17 protein-coding genes, 1 tRNA gene and 1 pseudogene are annotated in these 19024 nt (G+C 37.9%); 11 read left to right on the plus strand and 8 right to left on the minus strand.

Annotation, left to right across the window (positions count from 1 at the left end; genetic code table 11):
• Positions 1-92 precede the first annotated feature (92 nt).
• A tRNA-Cys gene (locus CDG59_RS09165) sits at positions 93-166 on the minus strand.
• A 152-nt stretch (positions 167-318) separates the two neighbouring features.
• On the opposite strand from CDG59_RS09165, the gene folD reads away from it, so the two are divergent.
• From folD to CDG59_RS09180, 3 genes and pseudogenes are all read left to right on the plus strand, one after another.
• Entirely contained in the window at positions 319-1167 is an 849-nt protein-coding gene (gene folD, locus CDG59_RS09170) for a bifunctional methylenetetrahydrofolate dehydrogenase/methenyltetrahydrofolate cyclohydrolase FolD (protein WP_087544963.1), read from the plus strand.
• Positions 1168-1214: 47 nt separating this feature from the next.
• Entirely contained in the window at positions 1215-1883 is a 669-nt protein-coding gene (locus tag CDG59_RS09175) for a class I SAM-dependent methyltransferase (protein ID WP_087544964.1), read from the plus strand.
• Positions 1884-1999: 116 nt separating this feature from the next.
• A pseudogene (locus tag CDG59_RS09180) lies at positions 2000-2282 on the plus strand (GNAT family N-acetyltransferase).
• 53 nt (positions 2283-2335) lie between these two features.
• Here CDG59_RS09180 and CDG59_RS09185 read toward each other — a convergent pair.
• Positions 2336-2761 (minus strand): hypothetical protein, encoded by a 426-nt coding sequence (locus CDG59_RS09185; RefSeq protein ID WP_087544966.1) that lies wholly within the window; start codon positions 2759-2761, stop codon positions 2336-2338.
• A 258-nt stretch (positions 2762-3019) separates the two neighbouring features.
• Here CDG59_RS09185 and glpK point away from each other — a divergent pair, with 258 nt between their 5' ends.
• From glpK to glpD, 3 genes are all read left to right on the plus strand, one after another.
• Positions 3020-4534, plus strand: a complete 1515-nt coding sequence (glpK, locus tag CDG59_RS09190; RefSeq protein WP_087544967.1) for a glycerol kinase GlpK — start codon at positions 3020-3022, stop codon at positions 4532-4534.
• Positions 4535-4584: 50 nt separating this feature from the next.
• Complete coding sequence (locus CDG59_RS09195; protein WP_005158113.1) at positions 4585-5343, plus strand: DeoR/GlpR family DNA-binding transcription regulator; 759 nt, start codon at positions 4585-4587, stop codon at positions 5341-5343.
• A 256-nt stretch (positions 5344-5599) separates the two neighbouring features.
• Complete coding sequence (glpD, locus tag CDG59_RS09200; RefSeq protein ID WP_087544969.1) at positions 5600-7120, plus strand: glycerol-3-phosphate dehydrogenase; 1521 nt, start codon at positions 5600-5602, stop codon at positions 7118-7120.
• Positions 7121-7798: 678 nt separating this feature from the next.
• Here the strand turns inward: glpD and CDG59_RS09210 are convergent.
• Positions 7799-9628: a phosphoenolpyruvate carboxykinase (GTP) gene (locus CDG59_RS09210; RefSeq protein WP_005158109.1), complete on the minus strand. Its 1830-nt coding sequence runs from the start codon at positions 9626-9628 to the stop codon at positions 7799-7801.
• Between the two features lie 396 nt (positions 9629-10024).
• Here CDG59_RS09210 and CDG59_RS09215 point away from each other — a divergent pair, with 396 nt between their 5' ends.
• The 4 genes from CDG59_RS09215 (at position 10025) to groL (ending at position 13873) form a co-directional block, all read left to right on the plus strand.
• On the plus strand, positions 10025-10963 hold the full coding sequence (locus tag CDG59_RS09215; protein WP_087544970.1) for a diacylglycerol/lipid kinase family protein: 939 nt from the start codon (positions 10025-10027) through the stop codon (positions 10961-10963).
• Positions 10944-11699: a metallophosphoesterase family protein gene (locus tag CDG59_RS09220; RefSeq protein WP_005158107.1), complete on the plus strand. Its 756-nt coding sequence runs from the start codon at positions 10944-10946 to the stop codon at positions 11697-11699. The genes CDG59_RS09215 and CDG59_RS09220 overlap by 20 nt, the downstream gene beginning before the upstream one ends.
• Positions 11700-11887: 188 nt before the next feature.
• A complete protein-coding gene (groES, locus tag CDG59_RS09225) occupies positions 11888-12178 on the plus strand; it encodes a co-chaperone GroES (RefSeq protein WP_005144860.1) in 291 nt (96 codons plus the stop codon).
• A gap of 60 nt (positions 12179-12238) precedes the next feature.
• The gene (gene groL, locus CDG59_RS09230; protein WP_004770360.1) at positions 12239-13873 is read left to right on the plus strand and encodes a chaperonin GroEL; all 1635 of its coding nucleotides are present in this window, start codon (positions 12239-12241) and stop codon (positions 13871-13873) included.
• A gap of 263 nt (positions 13874-14136) precedes the next feature.
• Here the strand turns inward: groL and CDG59_RS09235 are convergent, their stop codons facing one another.
• Together CDG59_RS09235 and CDG59_RS09240 are read right to left on the minus strand one after the other, a co-directional pair.
• On the minus strand, positions 14137-14352 hold the full coding sequence (locus tag CDG59_RS09235; RefSeq protein ID WP_005803938.1) for a hypothetical protein: 216 nt from the start codon (positions 14350-14352) through the stop codon (positions 14137-14139).
• Positions 14353-14580: 228 nt separating this feature from the next.
• Entirely contained in the window at positions 14581-15273 is a 693-nt protein-coding gene (locus CDG59_RS09240; protein WP_017399414.1) for a hypothetical protein, read from the minus strand.
• A gap of 490 nt (positions 15274-15763) precedes the next feature.
• Between CDG59_RS09240 and CDG59_RS09245 the strand changes: the two genes are divergently transcribed.
• A complete protein-coding gene (locus tag CDG59_RS09245; RefSeq protein WP_017399413.1) occupies positions 15764-16711 on the plus strand; it encodes a MobA/MobL family protein in 948 nt (315 codons plus the stop codon).
• Between the two features lie 153 nt (positions 16712-16864).
• Here CDG59_RS09245 and CDG59_RS09250 read toward each other — a convergent pair whose 3' ends face one another.
• The 3 genes from CDG59_RS09250 to CDG59_RS09260 all read right to left on the minus strand — a co-directional run bounded on the left by CDG59_RS09250 (position 16865) and on the right by CDG59_RS09260 (position 18903).
• The gene (locus tag CDG59_RS09250; RefSeq protein ID WP_017399412.1) at positions 16865-17716 is read right to left on the minus strand and encodes a hypothetical protein; all 852 of its coding nucleotides are present in this window, start codon (positions 17714-17716) and stop codon (positions 16865-16867) included.
• On the minus strand, positions 17700-18047 hold the full coding sequence (locus tag CDG59_RS09255; protein ID WP_017399411.1) for a hypothetical protein: 348 nt from the start codon (positions 18045-18047) through the stop codon (positions 17700-17702). The genes CDG59_RS09250 and CDG59_RS09255 overlap by 17 nt, the downstream gene beginning before the upstream one ends.
• Positions 18048-18549: 502 nt before the next feature.
• A complete protein-coding gene (locus CDG59_RS09260; protein ID WP_017399410.1) occupies positions 18550-18903 on the minus strand; it encodes a hypothetical protein in 354 nt (117 codons plus the stop codon).
• Between the last annotated feature and the right edge of the window lie 121 nt (positions 18904-19024).

Genomic DNA, 19024 nt, shown 5'->3' on the forward strand with positions numbered 1-19024 from the left:
GAGGCCAGACTCGAACTGGCACGCTTTGTGGGCGGGGGATTTTAAATCCCCTGTGTCTACCGATTTCACCACTCGGGCTTTAAAACCAAATTTGGAGGCGGGGGTCGGAATCGAACCGGCGTACACGGAGTTGCAGTCCGCTGCATGACCATTCTGCCACCCCGCCATCATTTGGTGATGCACATATTAGCAACCTTTAGAAAAAAAACAATAGTGTTTGCCGTGAATATGCACATAAAAACAACATCTAAAAGAATATTGGTCAAATTATCATGTATTATTTACGCAATTGATTCATACCCACTTTGGAGATGCGCTGTGGCATTGGTTTTAGACGGTCGTGCGTTGGCAACACAAATCGAAGCTGATTTGTTGGTTCGTGTAGAAGCATTAAAAGCAAAAACGGGACGTACCCCAATTTTGGCAACAATTTTGGTTGGTGATGATGGTGCATCGGCAACGTATGTGCGTATGAAAGGCAACGCTTGCCGCCGTGTCGGTATGGATTCATTGAAAGTTGAGCTTCCAAAAGAAACCACAACAGAGCAATTATTGGCTGAGATTGAAAAGTTAAATGCTAATCCTGATGTACATGGTATTTTGTTGCAGCATCCAGTGCCTGAACAAATTGATGAAAGAGCATGTTTTGATGCCATTTCATTAGCTAAAGATGTGGATGGCGTGACTTGCTTAGGTTTTGGTCGTATGGCTATGGGTGAAGCGGCCTATGGTTCTGCGACACCTGCGGGTATTATGACAATCTTGCAAGAAAACAAGATTGAGATCGCGGGTAAACATGCAGTTGTGGTCGGTCGCTCAGCGATTTTAGGCAAACCAATGGCAATGATGTTATTACAGGCGAATGCGACAGTGACCATTTGCCACTCGCGTACTCAGAATTTAGCTGAGTTGGTAAAACAAGCAGATATTATTGTAGGTGCGGTGGGTAAAGCTGAGTTGATTCAAAAAGACTGGATCAAGCAAGGTGCAGTTGTTGTAGATGCAGGTTTCCACCCGCGTGATGGCGGTGGTGTCGGTGATATTCAATTAATGGGAATTGAAGAGATTGCTTCTGCTTATACACCAGTTCCAGGTGGTGTAGGGCCAATGACGATTACGACTTTAATTCGTCAAACTGTTGAAGCTGCTGAAAAAGCATTAGTTTAAAGATTAATAGCCCCTCGATAAGAGGGGTTTTTTAGAATTAAAGATATATGAGTTGTACATTTCAATTTGCGAAAGCCCCTGAACAATTGCTTCAAGCATTACATGAAGTCATCCCTAATACGGATCTACTAGCACAGCAGCTTCCTGAAACACCTATATCGTTATGGTTGATTCCACCAGTTTTTCCAACGGATCGTTTGGATGATGAGGTGATTCGTCGTATTTGGAATGAGACACCGTATTGGATTTTCTGTTGGGCATCTGGTTTAGCGATGGCACAGTGGTTACTCGCTGAGCCACATCATGTTAAAGATAAAGTGGTCTTGGATTTTGGTGCAGGTTCGGGCGTAGTTGCAATTGCTGCAAAAATGGCAGGTGCGAAACGTGTGATCTGTTGTGATATTGATCCAGTAAGTCTTGCGTCATGTCGTGAAAATGCTTTGTTGAATGATGTTGAACTTGAATATTTGGATGATTTATATAAAGCCGAGCAAGTGGATGTATTGCTCGCTGCGGACGTCCTGTATGACCAATGCAATCGTTTCTTCTTGGATGAATTTCTTAAGTTCGCACCTGAAGTTTGGGTTGCCGATAGCCGAGTTAAAAACTTTAGCCATCCTCAATATATGAAGATTGATGAACGCAGTGCAACGACTTGGCCTGACTTGGATGAATCCAAAGAGTTTAGAAATGTGAGTTTTTACCGCACAAAATAAATAATGTTTAATCTAAAAATAATCAGTGTTGAGACTATCAAATCTCAACACTATTTTCCTCTTACTCATGCTAAAACATTCAGTTGAAATAGAAATAATCTTCAAAAGGAAAGAAAATGAATATTCAACAGGTTGATGATAATAAACATGGGATATTTAAGCTGTTCAACGGTGAAACAGTAGCTGGTGAAATGGCTTACACATGGGCTGGGATACTTGTTAATTATTGATCACATTGATGTGCACGATCAATTTCGAGGGCAAGGATTAGGTCGAAAACTTTTAAATGAGTTAGTTACTTTTGCAAGAAGTCGCAACATTAAAGTCATTCCTTTATACCCATTTGCAAAGTCGGTTTTCGATAAAGACCTATCAATTCTTGATGTCTTGAAGATATAAAATATATAGGATGTATAAAGCTAAAGAAAAACTTATGCATCCATGATTATTATTTATTCAGAACAAGTATAGCGAATGACTTTAAGTGTAGTCGGGCGTGCGTCAAGTGCTTGGCGTGTTGCATATCCTTCACTGTTATTGAAATCAGGTGAATTAGAAAGTCCAAAAGTTGCACGACTATTTCCAAGTTTTACGCCGTATTGTTCTTGTTGTGTAGGATTCATAATTTCATTCACACTGAGTATTGAAATTTTATAAGTTTTTCCTACGCCTAAAACTTGGTTGCATGCATGTTGTAATTTCTTTTGATCTAAATCTTGATTGGTACGTGCTGCAAGGGTGTAAGCAATCGTGGCTGAAGTTGTTGTTTTATTTTCTATTTGATAGCCCGTCACGCCGTTAAATTTGTGTGGTGTACTTTGACATGCAGTGATCACAAGTGCACCTGTAACGATAATGAATAAATTGGTTTTTTTCATATCTATGATCCTATTATTTCCATAATTAGTATGGCATAAAATAAGATTGTTATTGTGAGTAATCTTTGAAATTGGCGCTATTCATCGTATTGAGGTTCAAAGTTAAAGAAAGAATTTTCGTTTTCGAACAATTTTGCATATAATCTGCCAAGTTTTTTATTTAATACAGAAGTCGTTGCTTTATTGCAGTATTTTTGCCCGTTTTAACGGGCATTTAGTTTATTGGTCTGCTATAAGGCAAGTCTGGATAGGTGTGTCATGATCTCTACAGATAGTCAAAAAAAATATGTGGTTGCGTTTGACCAAGGTACAACAAGTTCACGAGCAATCGTGTTGGATCATGATGCAAATGTTATTAGTATTGCTCAGCGCGAGTTCACGCAAATCTACCCACAACCAGGTTGGGTTGAGCATGATCCTATGGAAATATGGGCAACTCAAAGTGCAGTTTGGGTTGAGGCGCTAGCACAAGCGGGTATTTCAAGTGACCAAATTGCTGCAATCGGGATTACTAACCAACGTGAAACCACGATCATTTGGGATAAGAAAACTGGTAAGCCGATTTATAATGCTATCGTTTGGCAAAGCCGTCAAAGCAATGAAATTTGTAATCAGTTACATCAAGATGGTTGGGATGATTATGTTCGAAAAGTAACGGGCCTAGTCATAGATCCATATTTTTCAGCAACAAAAATAAAATGGATTTTGGATCATGTTGAAGGAAGTCGTGAGCGTGCAGAGCGCGGTGAGCTTTTGTTTGGTACGGTGGATACGTGGTTGATTTGGAAATTGACCAATGGTCAAGTTCATGTGACTGACTATACCAATGCTTCACGTACTATGCTGTTTAATATAGAAACCCTAGAATGGGATGATAAGTTACTTCAAGCTTTAAACATTCCAAAAGTAATGTTACCAGCTGTGCGTAGCTCATCTGAGGTCTATGGATATACACACACCATTAGTGGTCAAGAAGTTGGAATTCCAATTGCTGGTATTGCTGGTGATCAACAAGCGGCATTATTTGGGCAAATGTGTGTAGAAGTTGGACAGGCTAAAAATACCTACGGCACAGGTTGTTTCCTGCTGATGAATACAGGAAAGAGAATTGTTCAGTCTGAGCATGGTTTGTTGACTACGATTGCATGTGGTGCAAAAGGTGAAGTGAACTACGCATTAGAAGGTGCTGTGTTTAATGGTGGTTCATGTGTGCAATGGCTGCGCGACGAGCTTAAAGCAATCAATGATTCTTATGATTCTGAGTATTACGCAACCAAAGTAAAAGACAGTAATGGCGTGTATGTTGTTCCTGCCTTTACAGGTTTGGGTGCGCCGTATTGGGACCCAACCGCACGTGGTGCGATCTTGGGTATTACACGTGGTGTGAGTATTGAGCATATTATTCGTGCGACCTTAGAGTCAATTGCTTATCAAACACGCGATGTATTAGATGCAATGCAACAAGACTCTGGCGAAAAGTTGCGCACACTCCGCGTAGATGGTGGTGTAACAGCGAATAACTTCTTGATGCAATTCCAAGCGGATATTCTTTCGACTTCAGTTGAACGTCCAGCAATGAAAGAAACCACAGGCATGGGAGCCGCATTTTTGGCTGGTTTAGCTGTCGGTTTCTGGTCGGATTTAAATGAATTGAAGAGTAGAATGTCGATCGAACGAACCTTTATACCTGAATGCAGTCAGGATCAAACTGAAAAATTGTATAAAGGTTGGTTAAAAGCTGTCGGACGTACTCGAGATTGGGCAGAAGATTAAGCTAAAATAGCCGGATTTAATATGCCGTAAATAACACAGGATTGATGAGCATGAGCTTGATACTGCGCCAACAAAAAACCCTCGAATTAGTACGAGAGCGTGGTTATATTAGTATTGAAGAACTTGCTCAACATTTCGATGTTACACCACAAACGATTCGTCGTGATATTAATCAATTAGCGGATGAAGGGCTTTTGCGCCGTTATCATGGCGGCGCTGCGCATGATTCAAGTGTTGAAAATACAGAATATACGATGCGTGTCGGGCATATGCTTGAGCAAAAAAGAACAATTGCTGAAGCTGTTGCTGCTGCCGTTCCAAATCACGCTTCTTTATTTATTAATATTGGCACCACAACCGAAGCGATTGCTCATGCACTACTGAATCACACGGGCTTAAAAGTCATTACTAATAACCTGAATGTTGCAAAGACCCTGAGTACAAAAGAGGATTTTGAAGTTCTGATTGCCAGTGGTCGTGTTCGTCCAGATGGTGGTGTCATTGGTCAAGCAACCGCTGATTTTTTCAAACAGTTTAAAGCAGATTATGCGCTTATCGGGATTAGTGGAATTGAAGAAGATGGCACATTGCTTGATTTTGATTTTCAGGAAGTGTGTGTCTCTCAAGAAATTCTTTCAAGTGCACGCCAAGTTTTTTTAGCCGCGGATAGCAGTAAATTTGGGCGTAATGCGATGATTCGATTAGGTTCACTTAAGCAAGTGGATTGTATTTTTACTGATCAACAGCCAAATGAGCAATTTATAAAAACCATCCGAGAGTTAGATGTTGGTTTGATTGTTGCAAAATAAATATTCATTTTCGAAAAATTGTTACTTTTCTTGAGTTAATCAATTTAACTCAAGATATATTCAATAAAAATTATATTTTTCTTATAAATAAATGCGGTTACCGTGTTTCTGAACTGTTAGTTTCTCCATCGAATTTTACCATTTATCTAAAAGTGTCGATAGATTGGCATTTTTTGATCTATCTTTTATTGTTTATTTTCGATTTATATGTTTAAATTTTCATTATCGAAAAATAATGAAAAATTTGTGGTGATCTATGCAAACTTCTCCTCAGACAAATGAAAAAATCTATGACCTTGCGGTCATTGGTGGTGGTATCAATGGTGTTGGTATTGCGGCTGATGCTTCAGGACGTGGTTTATCGGTATTCTTGTGTGAAAAAGATGATTTAGCCAGTCATACTTCGTCTGCAAGCAGTAAGCTCATTCATGGTGGTTTACGTTATTTGGAACACAAAGAATTTCGTTTAGTACGTGAAGCGTTAGCTGAGCGTGAAGTGCTATTGGCTAAAGCTCCACATATTATTCGCCCAATGCGTTTTATTATGCCGCATCGCCCACATCTTCGCCCTGCATGGTTGATTCGCACGGGTTTGTTCTTCTATGACCATTTAGGTAAGCGTGAGAAATTATTGGGTTCAAATAATGTCTATTTTAAAGAAGATAGCCCTTTAAATTCTGCGATAACACGTGGTTTTGAATATTCTGACTGTGCTGTTGATGATGCTCGTTTGGTTGTACTTAATGCGATGCATGCCCGTGAAAAGGGTGCTGATATTGTAACTCGTACTCGTTGTTTGTCTGCACGAAGAGATGGGCAGTATTGGATTGTTGATTTAGAAAATGGAAATTGTCAATTCCAAATTAAAGCAAAGGCACTGGTCAATGCTGCTGGCCCTTGGGTCGCAAAATTCATCAAACAAGATTTAGAGCTCAAATCACCTTACGGTATTCGCTTGATTCAAGGTAGTCATATCATTGTACCGAAACTGTATGAAGGTGATAAAGCATTTATTATGCAAAATGATGACCGCCGTATTGTCTTTGCAATTCCTTATTTAGATCAATACACCATGATTGGAACTACGGATCGTGAATACCAAGGTGATCCTGCGCAAGTACAAATTACTCAAGCTGAAACAGATTATTTGCTTGAAGTGAGCAATGCACATTTCAAAAAACAGCTTACTCAAGCAGATGTTATTTGGACATTTGCTGGGGTACGTCCACTCTGTGATGATGAATCGGATAATCCCTCTGCAATTACGCGTGACTATACTTTAGCTTTATCTCAAGAGAACGATGAACAAGCTCCATTGCTTTCGGTATTTGGTGGAAAGTTAACGACTTATCGAAAATTAGCTGAGTCAGCTATGCAGCAGTTAAAAGCATTCTTCCCTGAAATGAAGGGGAGTTGGACTGCAACAGAAGCTTTACCTGGTGGCGAAAATATGGAGTCTGTTGAACAGTTGATGCGAGAAATTCGTGCACAAGTCACTGATGCATCAGAAGATTTAGTTAAGCGTTGGGCATCAGCTTATGGCTCACGTATTTGGAATATTCTAGGCGAGAAAAGTTCAGTTGAGCAACTTGGACAGCACTTTGGACAAGGTTTGTATGCACGTGAAGTGGATTATTTATGTACTGCTGAATGGGTAACTACGAGTCAGGATGTATTATGGAGACGTTCTAAACTAGGACTTAGCTTCACGCAAAAAGAATCGGAAGCTTTGGATGCTTATCTGATTGCAAAAACTCATAGCAACGAAGCGGCTTAAAAAGCGCTATAGCAGTATCTAAGCGCTGTCTTTAAAAAAGCCCTTTATCTAAATAACCTGAGTTCGGCGAACTCAGGTTATTTACTGATAGATGTGCAGGGGGCTTTGGGGGATGCGAATATTGTTATTTATTTGATAGAGCAAACAGCGATTTGACCAAGGATCCATTCATAACGAACGGAATAGTCTTGTGAGACTTGGTAGATTTCATTTATAGATGTATTGATACATAACAAAAACTCTACGTGAGGCCTTCACAATCTTTTCTAACGTCTAATTAAGATGCTTTTAACTTATAAAAAATTTAAAAATTAACTATTTTCATTTCAGGCTATTCATCAGTCTTAATAACAATATTATTCATATTTGTATAAGCTTCTTCTGAACATGTTGTTTTCATTGATATATTTATATAAATCCTAGAGAAATCTGTATCAAAAAACCACAACTCCCATTAATCCATTTCCGTATTGGCATACCTATGCAAGAGTTTAATCATTTGGGTAAACTCTTTTTTTGTTAATTTCTTTTTATTTTCCATGAGAACCTAACTACTCTTATGCGACAGAAGTGACACATAAGATGCTAAATTGGATCAGCCAAATAAAAAGGCCGCCGAAGCGACCTTTTCAAATTTCCCTTAATCTTCCTCTTTAATCAAGAGAGAAACTAGAGCGATTAAGCAGATTTAACAGCTGCTAATAATTCATTTTGACGATCTTTAAGTGCTTGTGGTAAACGATCACCGAGTTTAGTAAATAACTCAGTGTGGCTTTCAAGCTCTTTGATCCATTGGTCTTTGTCTTGTGCTGTAACAGTTTCGAATTGTTCTTTAGAGAAGTCGATACCTGTCCAGTTCAACTGTTCATAAGTTGGAACATAACCGATTGGTGTTTCAGTCGCTTCAGCACGACCTTCACAACGATCAATAATCCACTCAAGAACACGCATGTTTTGACCGAAACCAGGCCATACGAAGTTGCCTTCAGCATCACGACGGAACCAGTTTACATTGAAGATTTTTGGTAATTTGTTACCAGCAGCTTCTGCTTTAGCGCCAACTTCTTGACCAAGTTGTAACCAGTGACCGAAGTAATCAGCCATGTTATAACCAGCGAAAGGAAGCATTGCAAATGGGTCACGGCGAACAATACCTTGTTGACCAACAGCAGCAGCAGTTGTTTCTGAACCCATTGTTGCAGCTTTATAAACGCCATCAACCCAGTCAAAAGCTTCAGTTACTAAAGGTACTGTATCTGCACGACGACCACCGAAGATGAATGCAGAGATTGGTACACCTGCTGGATTTTCCCAGTCAGCATCAATAGAAGGGCATTGACCAGCTGAAACTGTAAAGCGAGCATTTGGATGAGCCGCTTTTTCACCTTCAACGTGAGGCTGACCTTTCCAGTTGGTTAAGTTTGCTGGAACTTCTTTAGAAAGACCTTCCCACCAAATTTCACCGTTATCTGTTACAGCAACGTTCGTATAGATAACATCTTTAGTTAATGTCGCCATACAGTTCGGGTTGGTTTTGGTATTTGTACCAGGTGCAACACCGAAGAAACCTGCTTCTGGATTGATTGCATATAAACGACCATCTTCACCTGGTTTGATCCAAGCAATATCGTCACCTACAGTTTCAATCTTCCAACCTTCATAACCTGCTGGTGGAATCAACATAGCAAAGTTGGTTTTACCACACGCAGAAGGGAATGCCGCAGCGATGTAGTGTTTCTCACCTTGTGGATTGGTTACGCCTAAAATAAGCATGTGCTCAGCTAACCAACCCTGCTCACGACCCATTGCAGAAGCAATACGTAAAGCTAGGCATTTTTTACCAAGTAAAGCATTACCACCATAACCAGAACCGTAAGACCAGATTTCACGAGTTTCTGGGTAATGAACAATGTATTTTTCATTGTTACATGGCCAAGCGACATCTTTTTGACCATCTTTCAATGGAGCAGCAACCGTATGAACACATGGGATAAACTCACCATCTGTACCTAATACGTCATAAACTGCTTTACCCATACGCGCCATTTTTGTCATGCTGACAGCAACGTAAGGTGAATCTGTTAATTCGATACCGATGTGTGCAATATGGCTTCCTAAAGGACCCATGGAGAAAGGAACGACGTACATGGTACGACCTTCCATTGCGCCATCAAATAAGCCGTTTAATTTCGCACGCATTTCAGCAGGCGCAACCCAGTTGTTTGTTGCACCAGCATCTTCTTGATTTTCAGAGCAGATATATGTGCGATCTTCAACACGAGCAACATCAGAAGGGTCAGAATTTGCAAGATAAGAACCAGGATGTTTTTCTTGGTTAAGTTGTTGCATGGTGCCGTTAGCGATCATCAAGTCGATCAGACGTTGATATTCTTCCGCGCTTCCGTCACACCATTCGATTTTTGCTGGTTTGGTTAATTTTGCAATTTCTTCCACCCATGCAATAAGCTTAGGGTGACGAACGAATTCTGGTGCGTTCACTTGGGTCATGGTGATGCCTTTTTAAAGTGTGTACGACGTACAATTCTATTCATTGGATGACAATGAAAATAGATGAAGTAAAAAAAGTGGCTGTATTAAAGCATAAAATCGTAAAAAAAATAAGACTACCGTGCTTAATAGAGTCTTAATCTAAGAGTGTATATTTATGGTTAACGTATTGTTTTTGCGTAAATTGAGTATTTTTTAGCTCTATATATAATTTTTTTATGTGTGTTATTTTTATTTTAAATTATTATTAAAAACAATTAGATAGATTTGTTTATTTTTTTTGAGAATTATTATTGATAAATTGAATAATGCTCATCCAAAATTTACATAAACAAACTTTTAATTGTTTATTTTATAAACAAAAATACTGGTGATTTATCTTTAAGGCTGTTAGGTATGATTCAGAATTTACGGCCCTTGTCCATAATTTACAATCAAAAATCTGGCTTTCATGCAGCACAGCAAGAAGACCAGTATGAAGCTCTTATGGCTTTTTGGAGTCAGAAAGGATTTGAAATTCAGGTGTTTGAATTAAATTCGCACATGAATTTTGATGAAATGATGAATAATGTTTTATCTCGACATCAACAGGAACATGCGCGTGGGGTAGTTGTTGCTGCAGGTGGTGATGGTACATTAAATGCCGTAGCAAAAAAGTTAATGCATACCAATATTCCAATGGGAATAATGCCCTTAGGTACGTTTAATTATGTTGCACGTGCTTTAGATATTCCGATTGATGTGGCTCTAGCAGCAGAAGTAATCGCAGTGGGTCAACCGCGCGAAGTTCATGTTGCAACGATTAATGATCAAATTTATTTGAACAATGCCAGTTTAGGTTTGTATCCTTTATTCATTAAGAAGCGTGAACTTTATAACCAGTATTTAGGGCGCTTTCCATTACATGCTTATACTTCGGCGTTAGATGTGCTAGTGCGCGAACATAAATCATTAAAACTCGCACTCACTGTGGATGGGAAAAAATATCCTGTAGTTACTCCGTTAATATTCTTTGGTAATAATCAGTTGCAATTAGAGGATATGAAATTAAGAGTGGCTGAATGTGCTGCAAAAGGCAAGTTAGCTGGAGTTGTTGTTGCTAAAAGTGACCGAATCAGTTTATTAAAAATGCTATGGAAACTTGTTCAAGGTGAAATTGATCAAGCATCGGACGTCTATTCTTTTTGTGCCGAACAAATACAGGTTGACTGTAAAAAGGCCAAACTTACTGTTGCAGTCGATGGGGAATTAGTGGATATGCAACCACCTTTAAAATTCTCAGTAAAAAAATCAGCCTTGAAAGTGATGGCTCCAAATGTTGTTACACCTATCTGATCTACATTTTGGTACTGAACGTGAAGAATGTATTCAAGCGATACGACTGTTTTGCCAACAAAAACGCCCAGAGGCAATTGTAATCAGTGGTGATTTAACCCAGCGTGCGCGTTTCAAGCAATTTTATGATTGCCGTCAGTTTTTAGATTCTTTACATATCCCATATCTTGTTGTGCCGGGTAATCATGATATTCCGCTTTATCATGTCTGGAAACGCTTCTTCTCTCCATTTGTACGTTACCAAGCGTTTTTTGGCCGTTTAGAGTCTACTTTAGAAACGGAGCATTTTTATATTGTTGGCATGAATAGTATTCGTCGGAGATACCATACCCGAGGGCATATTTCTCTTGAGCAAATTCATGAAACGGATACCAAGCTGAAAAATGCACCCACAAATAAAATAAAATTGGTCACTTTCCATCAGCCTTTTTATACCTTCCCAAATGAGCATGGAGATAAGGATTGTCCTGTGCTTGCTAAAATTGCATTAGAACGTTGGGGTGAGACAGGGTTGTTTGGTTTATTACATGGGCATCTACACAAAGTTGCTGTTCATGATTTAAATCAAATTTTTCAATTGGGATTCAACCATCCTATTTTAGATATTCATGCTGGAACAGCAACTTCAAATCGTTTGCGTTTTGGGTTTTCAAATAGTTTTAACGTGATTTTAGATGACGGAACAATTGAGCATTATTGGTTTGATGAAAAACAGAAAATCTTTCTTCGATCATGAAATGCTGCTTAATTCGGCAAGATCATGTGATTGTGTTGAAAAAAACATCTTTAAATAGATTTTTTTTTAATTTCCCCCTTGAAGCCATTTTTTTTAACCCCACAAAAGTGACATATCAAATTTTGTTATGGCGCTTTTGTCTTGTCATAACAATTTATCAAAAAAGACTAAGTCTGATGGAGTTAAATATGAGCAACATTCGTCCATTACATGATCGTGTTGTGATTCGTCGCGTAGAAGAAGAAACTAAAACGGCTGGTGGTATTTTACTTCCAGGTTCTGCTGCTGAGAAACCTTCTCAAGGTGAAATCATTGCAGTGGGTAATGGTCAGATCACTGACAATGGTGTTCGTGCTTTAGACGTTAAAGTTGGTGACAAAGTATTGTTCGGTACTTATGCAGGTACAACAGTAAAAGTAAGTGGTGAAGAACTCTTAATTATGAAAGAGTCAGATATCTTAGCTGTACTTGAAGGCTAACACGACACATAACTCAAATTTATTTTCAGATTCAGTATTTAAAAAGATTCGGAGTTTAACATGTCAGCTAAAGACGTAAAATTTGGTGATTCAGCTCGCTCAAAAATGATCGCAGGCGTTAACGTGCTTGCAGATGCAGTAAAAGTAACTTTAGGTCCTAAAGGCCGTAATGTTGTCATCGACCGTTCTTTCGGTGCACCACACATCACTAAAGATGGTGTAACAGTTGCGAAAGAAATTTCTTTAAAAGACAAGTTTGAAAACATGGGTGCTCAACTTGTTCGTGAAGTTTCTTCTAAAACCAACGACATCGCGGGTGACGGTACAACAACGGCAACTGTACTTGCTCAAGCAATTTTAAATGAAGGGATCAAATCTGTAACTGCAGGTATGAACCCAATGGATTTAAAACGTGGTATCGATATCGCAGTAAAAACGGTTGTTGAAAATATCCGCACCAATGCAAAACCTGCTGATGATTTCAAAGCAATTGAACAAGTGGGTTCAATCTCTGCAAATTCTGACACAACTGTTGGTAAGTTGATTGCGCAAGCAATGGAAAAAGTAGGTAAAGAAGGTGTTATCACTGTAGAAGAAGGTTCTGGCTTCGAAGACGCTTTAGACGTTGTAGAAGGTATGCAGTTCGACCGTGGTTATATCTCTCCATACTTCGCGAACAAGCAAGATACTTTAACTGCTGAACTTGAAAATCCGTTCATTCTTCTTGTAGATAAAAAAATCAGCAACATTCGTGAATTAATCACTGTATTAGAAGCAGTTGCTAAAACAGGTAAACCACTTCTTATCATCGCTGAAGATGTTGAAGGCGAAGCGCTTGCTACACTTGTTGTGAACAACATGCGCGGTATTATCAAAGTATGTGCGGTTAAAGCACCTGGTTTTGGTGACCGTCGTAAAGCAATGCTTCAAGACATCGCGATCTTGACTGGCGCGACTGTTATTTCTGAAGAAGTCGGCATGTCTTTAGAGCAAGCTTCTCTTCAAGATTTGGGTACTGCACACAAAATTACTGTATCTAAAGAAAATACAGTGATTGTTGATGGTGCGGGTAATGCTGCACAAATCGCGGAACGTGTTCAACAGATTCGTGCGCAAATCGAAGAATCTACTTCTGAATATGACAAAGAAAAACTTCAAGAACGCGTTGCTAAATTAGCTGGCGGTGTTGCAGTTATCAAAATTGGTGCAGCAACTGAAGTTGAAATGAAAGAGAAGAAAGATCGTGTTGACGATGCACTTCATGCAACGCGCGCAGCAGTTGAAGAAGGTGTTGTAGCAGGTGGTGGTGTTGCACTGGTACGTGCTGTAAACGTATTGGATGGCTTAAAAGGTGCAAACGAAGATCAAACTGCGGGTATCAACATTTTACGCCGTGCGATTGAAGCGCCACTTCGTCAAATCGTTTCGAATGCTGGTGATGAGCCATCAGTTGTCATCAATGCAGTTAAAGCGGGTGAAGGTAACTTTGGCTATAACGCTGCAACTGGTGAATATGGCGATATGTTGGAAATGGGTATTCTAGACCCAGCTAAAGTAACGCGTTCTGCACTTGAGCACGCAGCTTCTGTTGCTGGTTTAATGTTGACAACTGAATGCATGATTACTGACATTCCAGAAGACAAACCAGCTGCTCCAGATATGGGCGGTATGGGTGGTATGGGCGGAATGATGTAAACTGCTCACTGATATATTAAATTGTTGTAATTTAAAATAATTTATTATATCAGAATTTAGCTTACTCATAGTGTTACTCACATATGAGTTTGTTACAAAAAAGGTCACAAAATTTTTGTGACCTTTTTAATTTTATACAATTAATACATCTCTTAAAAAAGAAGTCATCATATTAGAAGAGAGTTTAACTATTGGATGAATGAGAATATTGAAAAAAGCGCCTGAGAAAAATCAGGCGCATTTGACTTAGAGCAATATCTATTTCATTCTAACGTAAGAATGGAGTTTTCCTCATTTAGAATACAGGTAAGGACATAGCTATTAAGCCAATAGTTTTTACGTCCATCTTTAATTGGTCTTTTCACGCGACCAGTTTTAATTCGATCATACAGCTCTTTTTCAGATATATTCATTCTTAATGCAAATTCCGCAGTTGATACACGTCGCTCTGTATTAGTAAGGTCTATAGATATACCCATTAATTATCTCCTACAATATAGTTTTAAGAGGAAATCTCTTGAAATAAAGGCTATCAAATTAATTAAAAAAAAGATGAGATATGTTTAAAAAATCAAAAAAAAGACTTATTTTTTTATTATGTCAGTAAATAATCTTTTGTTAGTTTTAGGTAATAACAACGTTGACTGCTTATCTCATTTAAAATAAATGAGATAAACGTATACTGCTTTATCTTTTAATCTATATTTCTATTTAAAAGGATTTTTAGCATCAGATAAAATCGCGTTTTTCTTGTCGTTAAAGTTTCTACCTTGCTCTGAAAATTTAAATTCTTTGATTTCTGATTCTAAAAACAGCTCTTTTCTAAAATAATCTTTAGTTTGATAAAGCTCTATCATTTTAAGTGTATTCTCAAGATAATTCATTTCAATATTTTGTGATTTAAAAAATGATATAAGCACACTTCCAAGAAAAAATTTCTCATGATTCTCTTGCTTTCGATCTTTTATCTTTTGTTTTTCTTGTCTGTAAGAACTATGAAATGAATTTTTGATTTCATCATGTGCTTTTTGTTTTATTGAATCAGGAACTCTTCGATTGTAGTTTTTTAGCATCCTTAAGGCTATTTTTAATCTTTCATCAGTCTGAGAGAAAGGGTCTTCATATCCACTAAAAAAAACGATATCATTTTCAATATCAGAACGATCACCCTTTGCGATTGTGCAGATGGAGTCCATTAATTCTGCTAATCTGTTTAATTCCAAAATTTTGTGATATTTATTCCTCAAATTTTTAATGTCTTCTTCTGTAAATTGATTTGCAGTTTTTGATCGAATCAATTGTAGTATTAACTCATCTGAATGAGTGCGTCTTGCTATCTGTTTTAAGTGTTTTTCAACACTTAAAATAATTTCATCTACTGTTAATCTAGCTCTAGCCATTTTAAACCATCTGCATTTAAGAAAATGTTGGTATATCACAGAATCTTAAAAAAAATCGTCATATGTTGGGTTTTTCAAAAAAAACTACTCTTCTGTTAGTTTTTTTGGCTGTTAATGGTGGGACAGATAAAAAATCTTTTTTGCGAATGCAAAAAAGATTTTTTATATCTCGTTTCCGTGTCTTTTAAATTTCGCTTCGCTCGCTTTAAAAGACACTTCTCCTCGTGCTGCGCAGCACTTTTAGTTTTAAGCAATTGATTATTATATAATTTATGCGTTACTCATGTTTTAGATTTACTGTTTCTACATACAAATAAAACACATATCTAAGTTATTGTTTTTATTATGTAAATTGAAATTATGGGAGTGGTATTGCTCATGCGTTTTAATTGAAAAATATTTTTTTTCATTTTTCTTCACGAAACGAATCATGAATTTTTAAAATTTTGTAGGATCCGATATTCCAGTTAAATTAATATCGGAAGTAAAAATGTATTATTTTCATTTAAGTCACAACGTTAAAGGTGATAGTCAAATAAAATTGAGTGATGGTGATTCAAAGTATAGACTCTCAAAAAGTGCATATCACTATATTACGCGTACTTTATATTTTTCAAAGCATAAAAGTGAGATTGAAGAACTTGAATATTGTGCGTCTTATAATATGCCGATTTGGTCTGAAAATAATCCTGAAAAGTTTTGGTATGCAGCTGATCAATATACAAGTGAGACTAGACGAACCTCATCACATATTACAATCGCTTTGCCAAAAGAACTGGATAAAAATCGCCGTATAGAGTTGTCTGAAAGATTAATGCATGAGTTTTGTGGTCAATATAAAATGCCATCAACAATCGCAATTCATAATCATGTGGCCGCGCTCGATGGACAGTCAGAACAGCCACATTTACATTTATTATTTTCAGAAAAAAGTATGTTGGATAATATTCAACGTTCCCCACAGCAGTTCTTTAAGCAATATCGTCAAAAAAATCCTGAAAAAGGGGGTGCATTAAAAATTACTGCGGATGTGCTTGGATTTGGTCGTAATATATTATTTCACTACCGAACACAAACTGAAAAAATAATAAATGAATTTTTAGAAAAATATGCACCCACAAAAATTATAGAAATTCATGGTATGGAAATCGAAGTGAGCAGTGCAGTATCGTGCTTATCTAATGAAGATTATAATAAAAAACATGGAACCAATTTAAAAACAGTCCCACAAATTCCAAGGTCATTACTCTATAGCACTGATCCTGAAGATCAAAACAAGGTAGCAGAATATAGAAAGAACATTCGGGAAATTCGTCAAAATAATCTGTATGAACTTTATAAAAAAGAGTATGAGCTAGCGTTGGCTAAAAAACGTGAACAGGAAAACCAGAATAAGCCACAACTTGATCAATCTAAAAAATTTGATTTTGACTTCTAATATCCTCATTAATGAACCAAAGATGATGACGGCTCACAAGCAAGCTCGATGGAATGTATTATTCCTTCTTCAACCTTTAATTAAATCAGTTGATCTGTCTATATACTTTCTGTGGACGGATCAACTGAATTGGTATTAGCGCAATTTGACCTATTACTTAAAATAGTTTTCCATCTGCAATTGTTCAAGCGTGTGCCATTGATAACGCTCATGTCCTGAAAAATTTTGTTTGATATATACAATGTGTTGAAGAATTCGCTTCTGATACTTTAACAGTTGTTGAATACGCTGATCATCATAATCAATATCTACCCGTTGTTGCCGCAGTGCTTGATAAAAGCAGCGGTAGTCCATATCCATATTTTTTAATATTTCCTTGGATGCCGCAGGGTGGAGTGGTTGGCTTAATCCTTCTACTGAATAAGATTCACGCGTGACAAAGTCGGAGCGTATACGGGATTCTTTTGCCACTTTTAATGTTGGTTCAAATGTATTTGATCTAACCTTGATATTTTGAAATGCCTGTTGAATCGAATTAATTAGTGCACTCGGTTGAATAGTATGTGCTGGTGCTGGCTTCTGCAAGCTGGGTGCAGCGACTGGAGCAGAAATGGGTGATTTCAGTTTAGCCTGATGATCTTGTTGACTGTCGACTTTGATGAATTGTTTGAGTTTCTTATAGTTAATCGTATAGAAATTGGTTTGCAGCCATTTATTTTGTGCTAACTTTTCAATCACAAGAATCCCAGCTCGCTTTAACTTTGCAACAATTCGTTTGATTGTTGAGATGCTGTACACGCCAAGCGTGCTTTGCCATTGTTCATAACTATGGAACCAATACTTTTTTCCATTAAAGGTTTTTCCTTCGTTATTTTCTAGAAAGTAATGCAGCTTCTGTAAAAAATTGGCGGCAGCCACGCCAAACGCTTTGGCAAGCGTTGGCGAAGCAATCAGAGGATAGTCTCCAGAAATTAGGAGGTGATTATTTTTATTGGTCTTGGACATGATTCGCCCCACGTAGCACACGTTGTGCACGTTCAATCATCTTGTGACGTTGATGTGTACGAAATGCCCATAGAGAGGAGAGGTTGTTATTCTGATTGAGCTTTGCAACTTCAAGAATTTGCTCATCAGTCATTTCATGCATGCATTGACGAATAATTTGATGGGCTTGTTCAAGCTCGTTGAGTAATGAATTGGCTGTATCCACCGCAATATAAAGATTAGCGAGTGTTTGACGCTGAGGATTTGAAATAGTTTTGCCAAGTTCAACAATCAGTTGCGAGGCTTGTTTTTTAGGTGTGCAAGTGTTTGCACCATGAAGAATTGCGTTCATAGCAGTAATCCTAGATAAGTTTAATTACTTACCGCCATCATTTTCCTACGATGATGGTGGCAGCTTAACAGGAGTAGGAAATACTGAATCTAGGCTCAGCCAACCTTACGGTTGTCCTGTCAAACTGCCATAACGACTGCTAAACAGTAGACAAAAAAATAGCCGCAAGTGCGACATTTATTTGCACCTAGATAATATCAGGTTTCCTACGCCTGAACACAGATTTTGCTGTGTACAATTAGCTTAACTGGGTATCGCTTGAGCTGTCAACGATGTAATTGGATCTTTTTACATATCTTAACATTAATTAATTGGTTGATTCTGCTGGAGATATTTTAAATTTCTGACGGCTGGGAAATTGGGTATGAACAATGTTTATAGTGGCGTATTGAGCACAAACTTTAATGTTTGCTGTGTTGTTAAAAGAAGTGATGAAAATGATGATCAGAATTTCTAATCCATCAAATCGAGGTTGATTCGCTAAAAGAATGAGTTAAATAAATTAGTGATTGTTTAGGGCTTCAACTACTGTTAAGACTTTCTCTAAGCCTTTTATGATCTGAATTTGCTGAATGGGGACACCATCAGTTGCGGTATTGAATGCATTCATAAAATAATCAATCCATTCAGAATCACCGCCCGTTAACGTAGATAAGCTTTGATAAAGGCGAATCAGTAATAATCCAGTTTCACCTTGTGCAGATGCGGGTTCTAATACAGCTGAGAATTCGTTTTGGTTCATCGACATGAGATCGAGACCCATCACAGCAGCCAGTTGAGTATTACTAAGACCAAGTAAATTCGCGGTTTTCAAGACGGCTTCTGCTAAAAACGTTGCTGTACTGGCTGAGTTCATTTAATCGACCCGCTGAGCTTTGCTGATTATTTATTCTATCCCATTTAATAGGCTATTTCTGAAGGTGCGTGAGCTTCAGTTTGATCGCTTTAAATCATCCTGAGCAAATCTCAATCTTCTC

The sequence above is a fragment of the Acinetobacter sp. WCHA29 genome, assembly GCF_002165335.1.
Lineage (GTDB): Bacteria > Pseudomonadota > Gammaproteobacteria > Pseudomonadales > Moraxellaceae > Acinetobacter.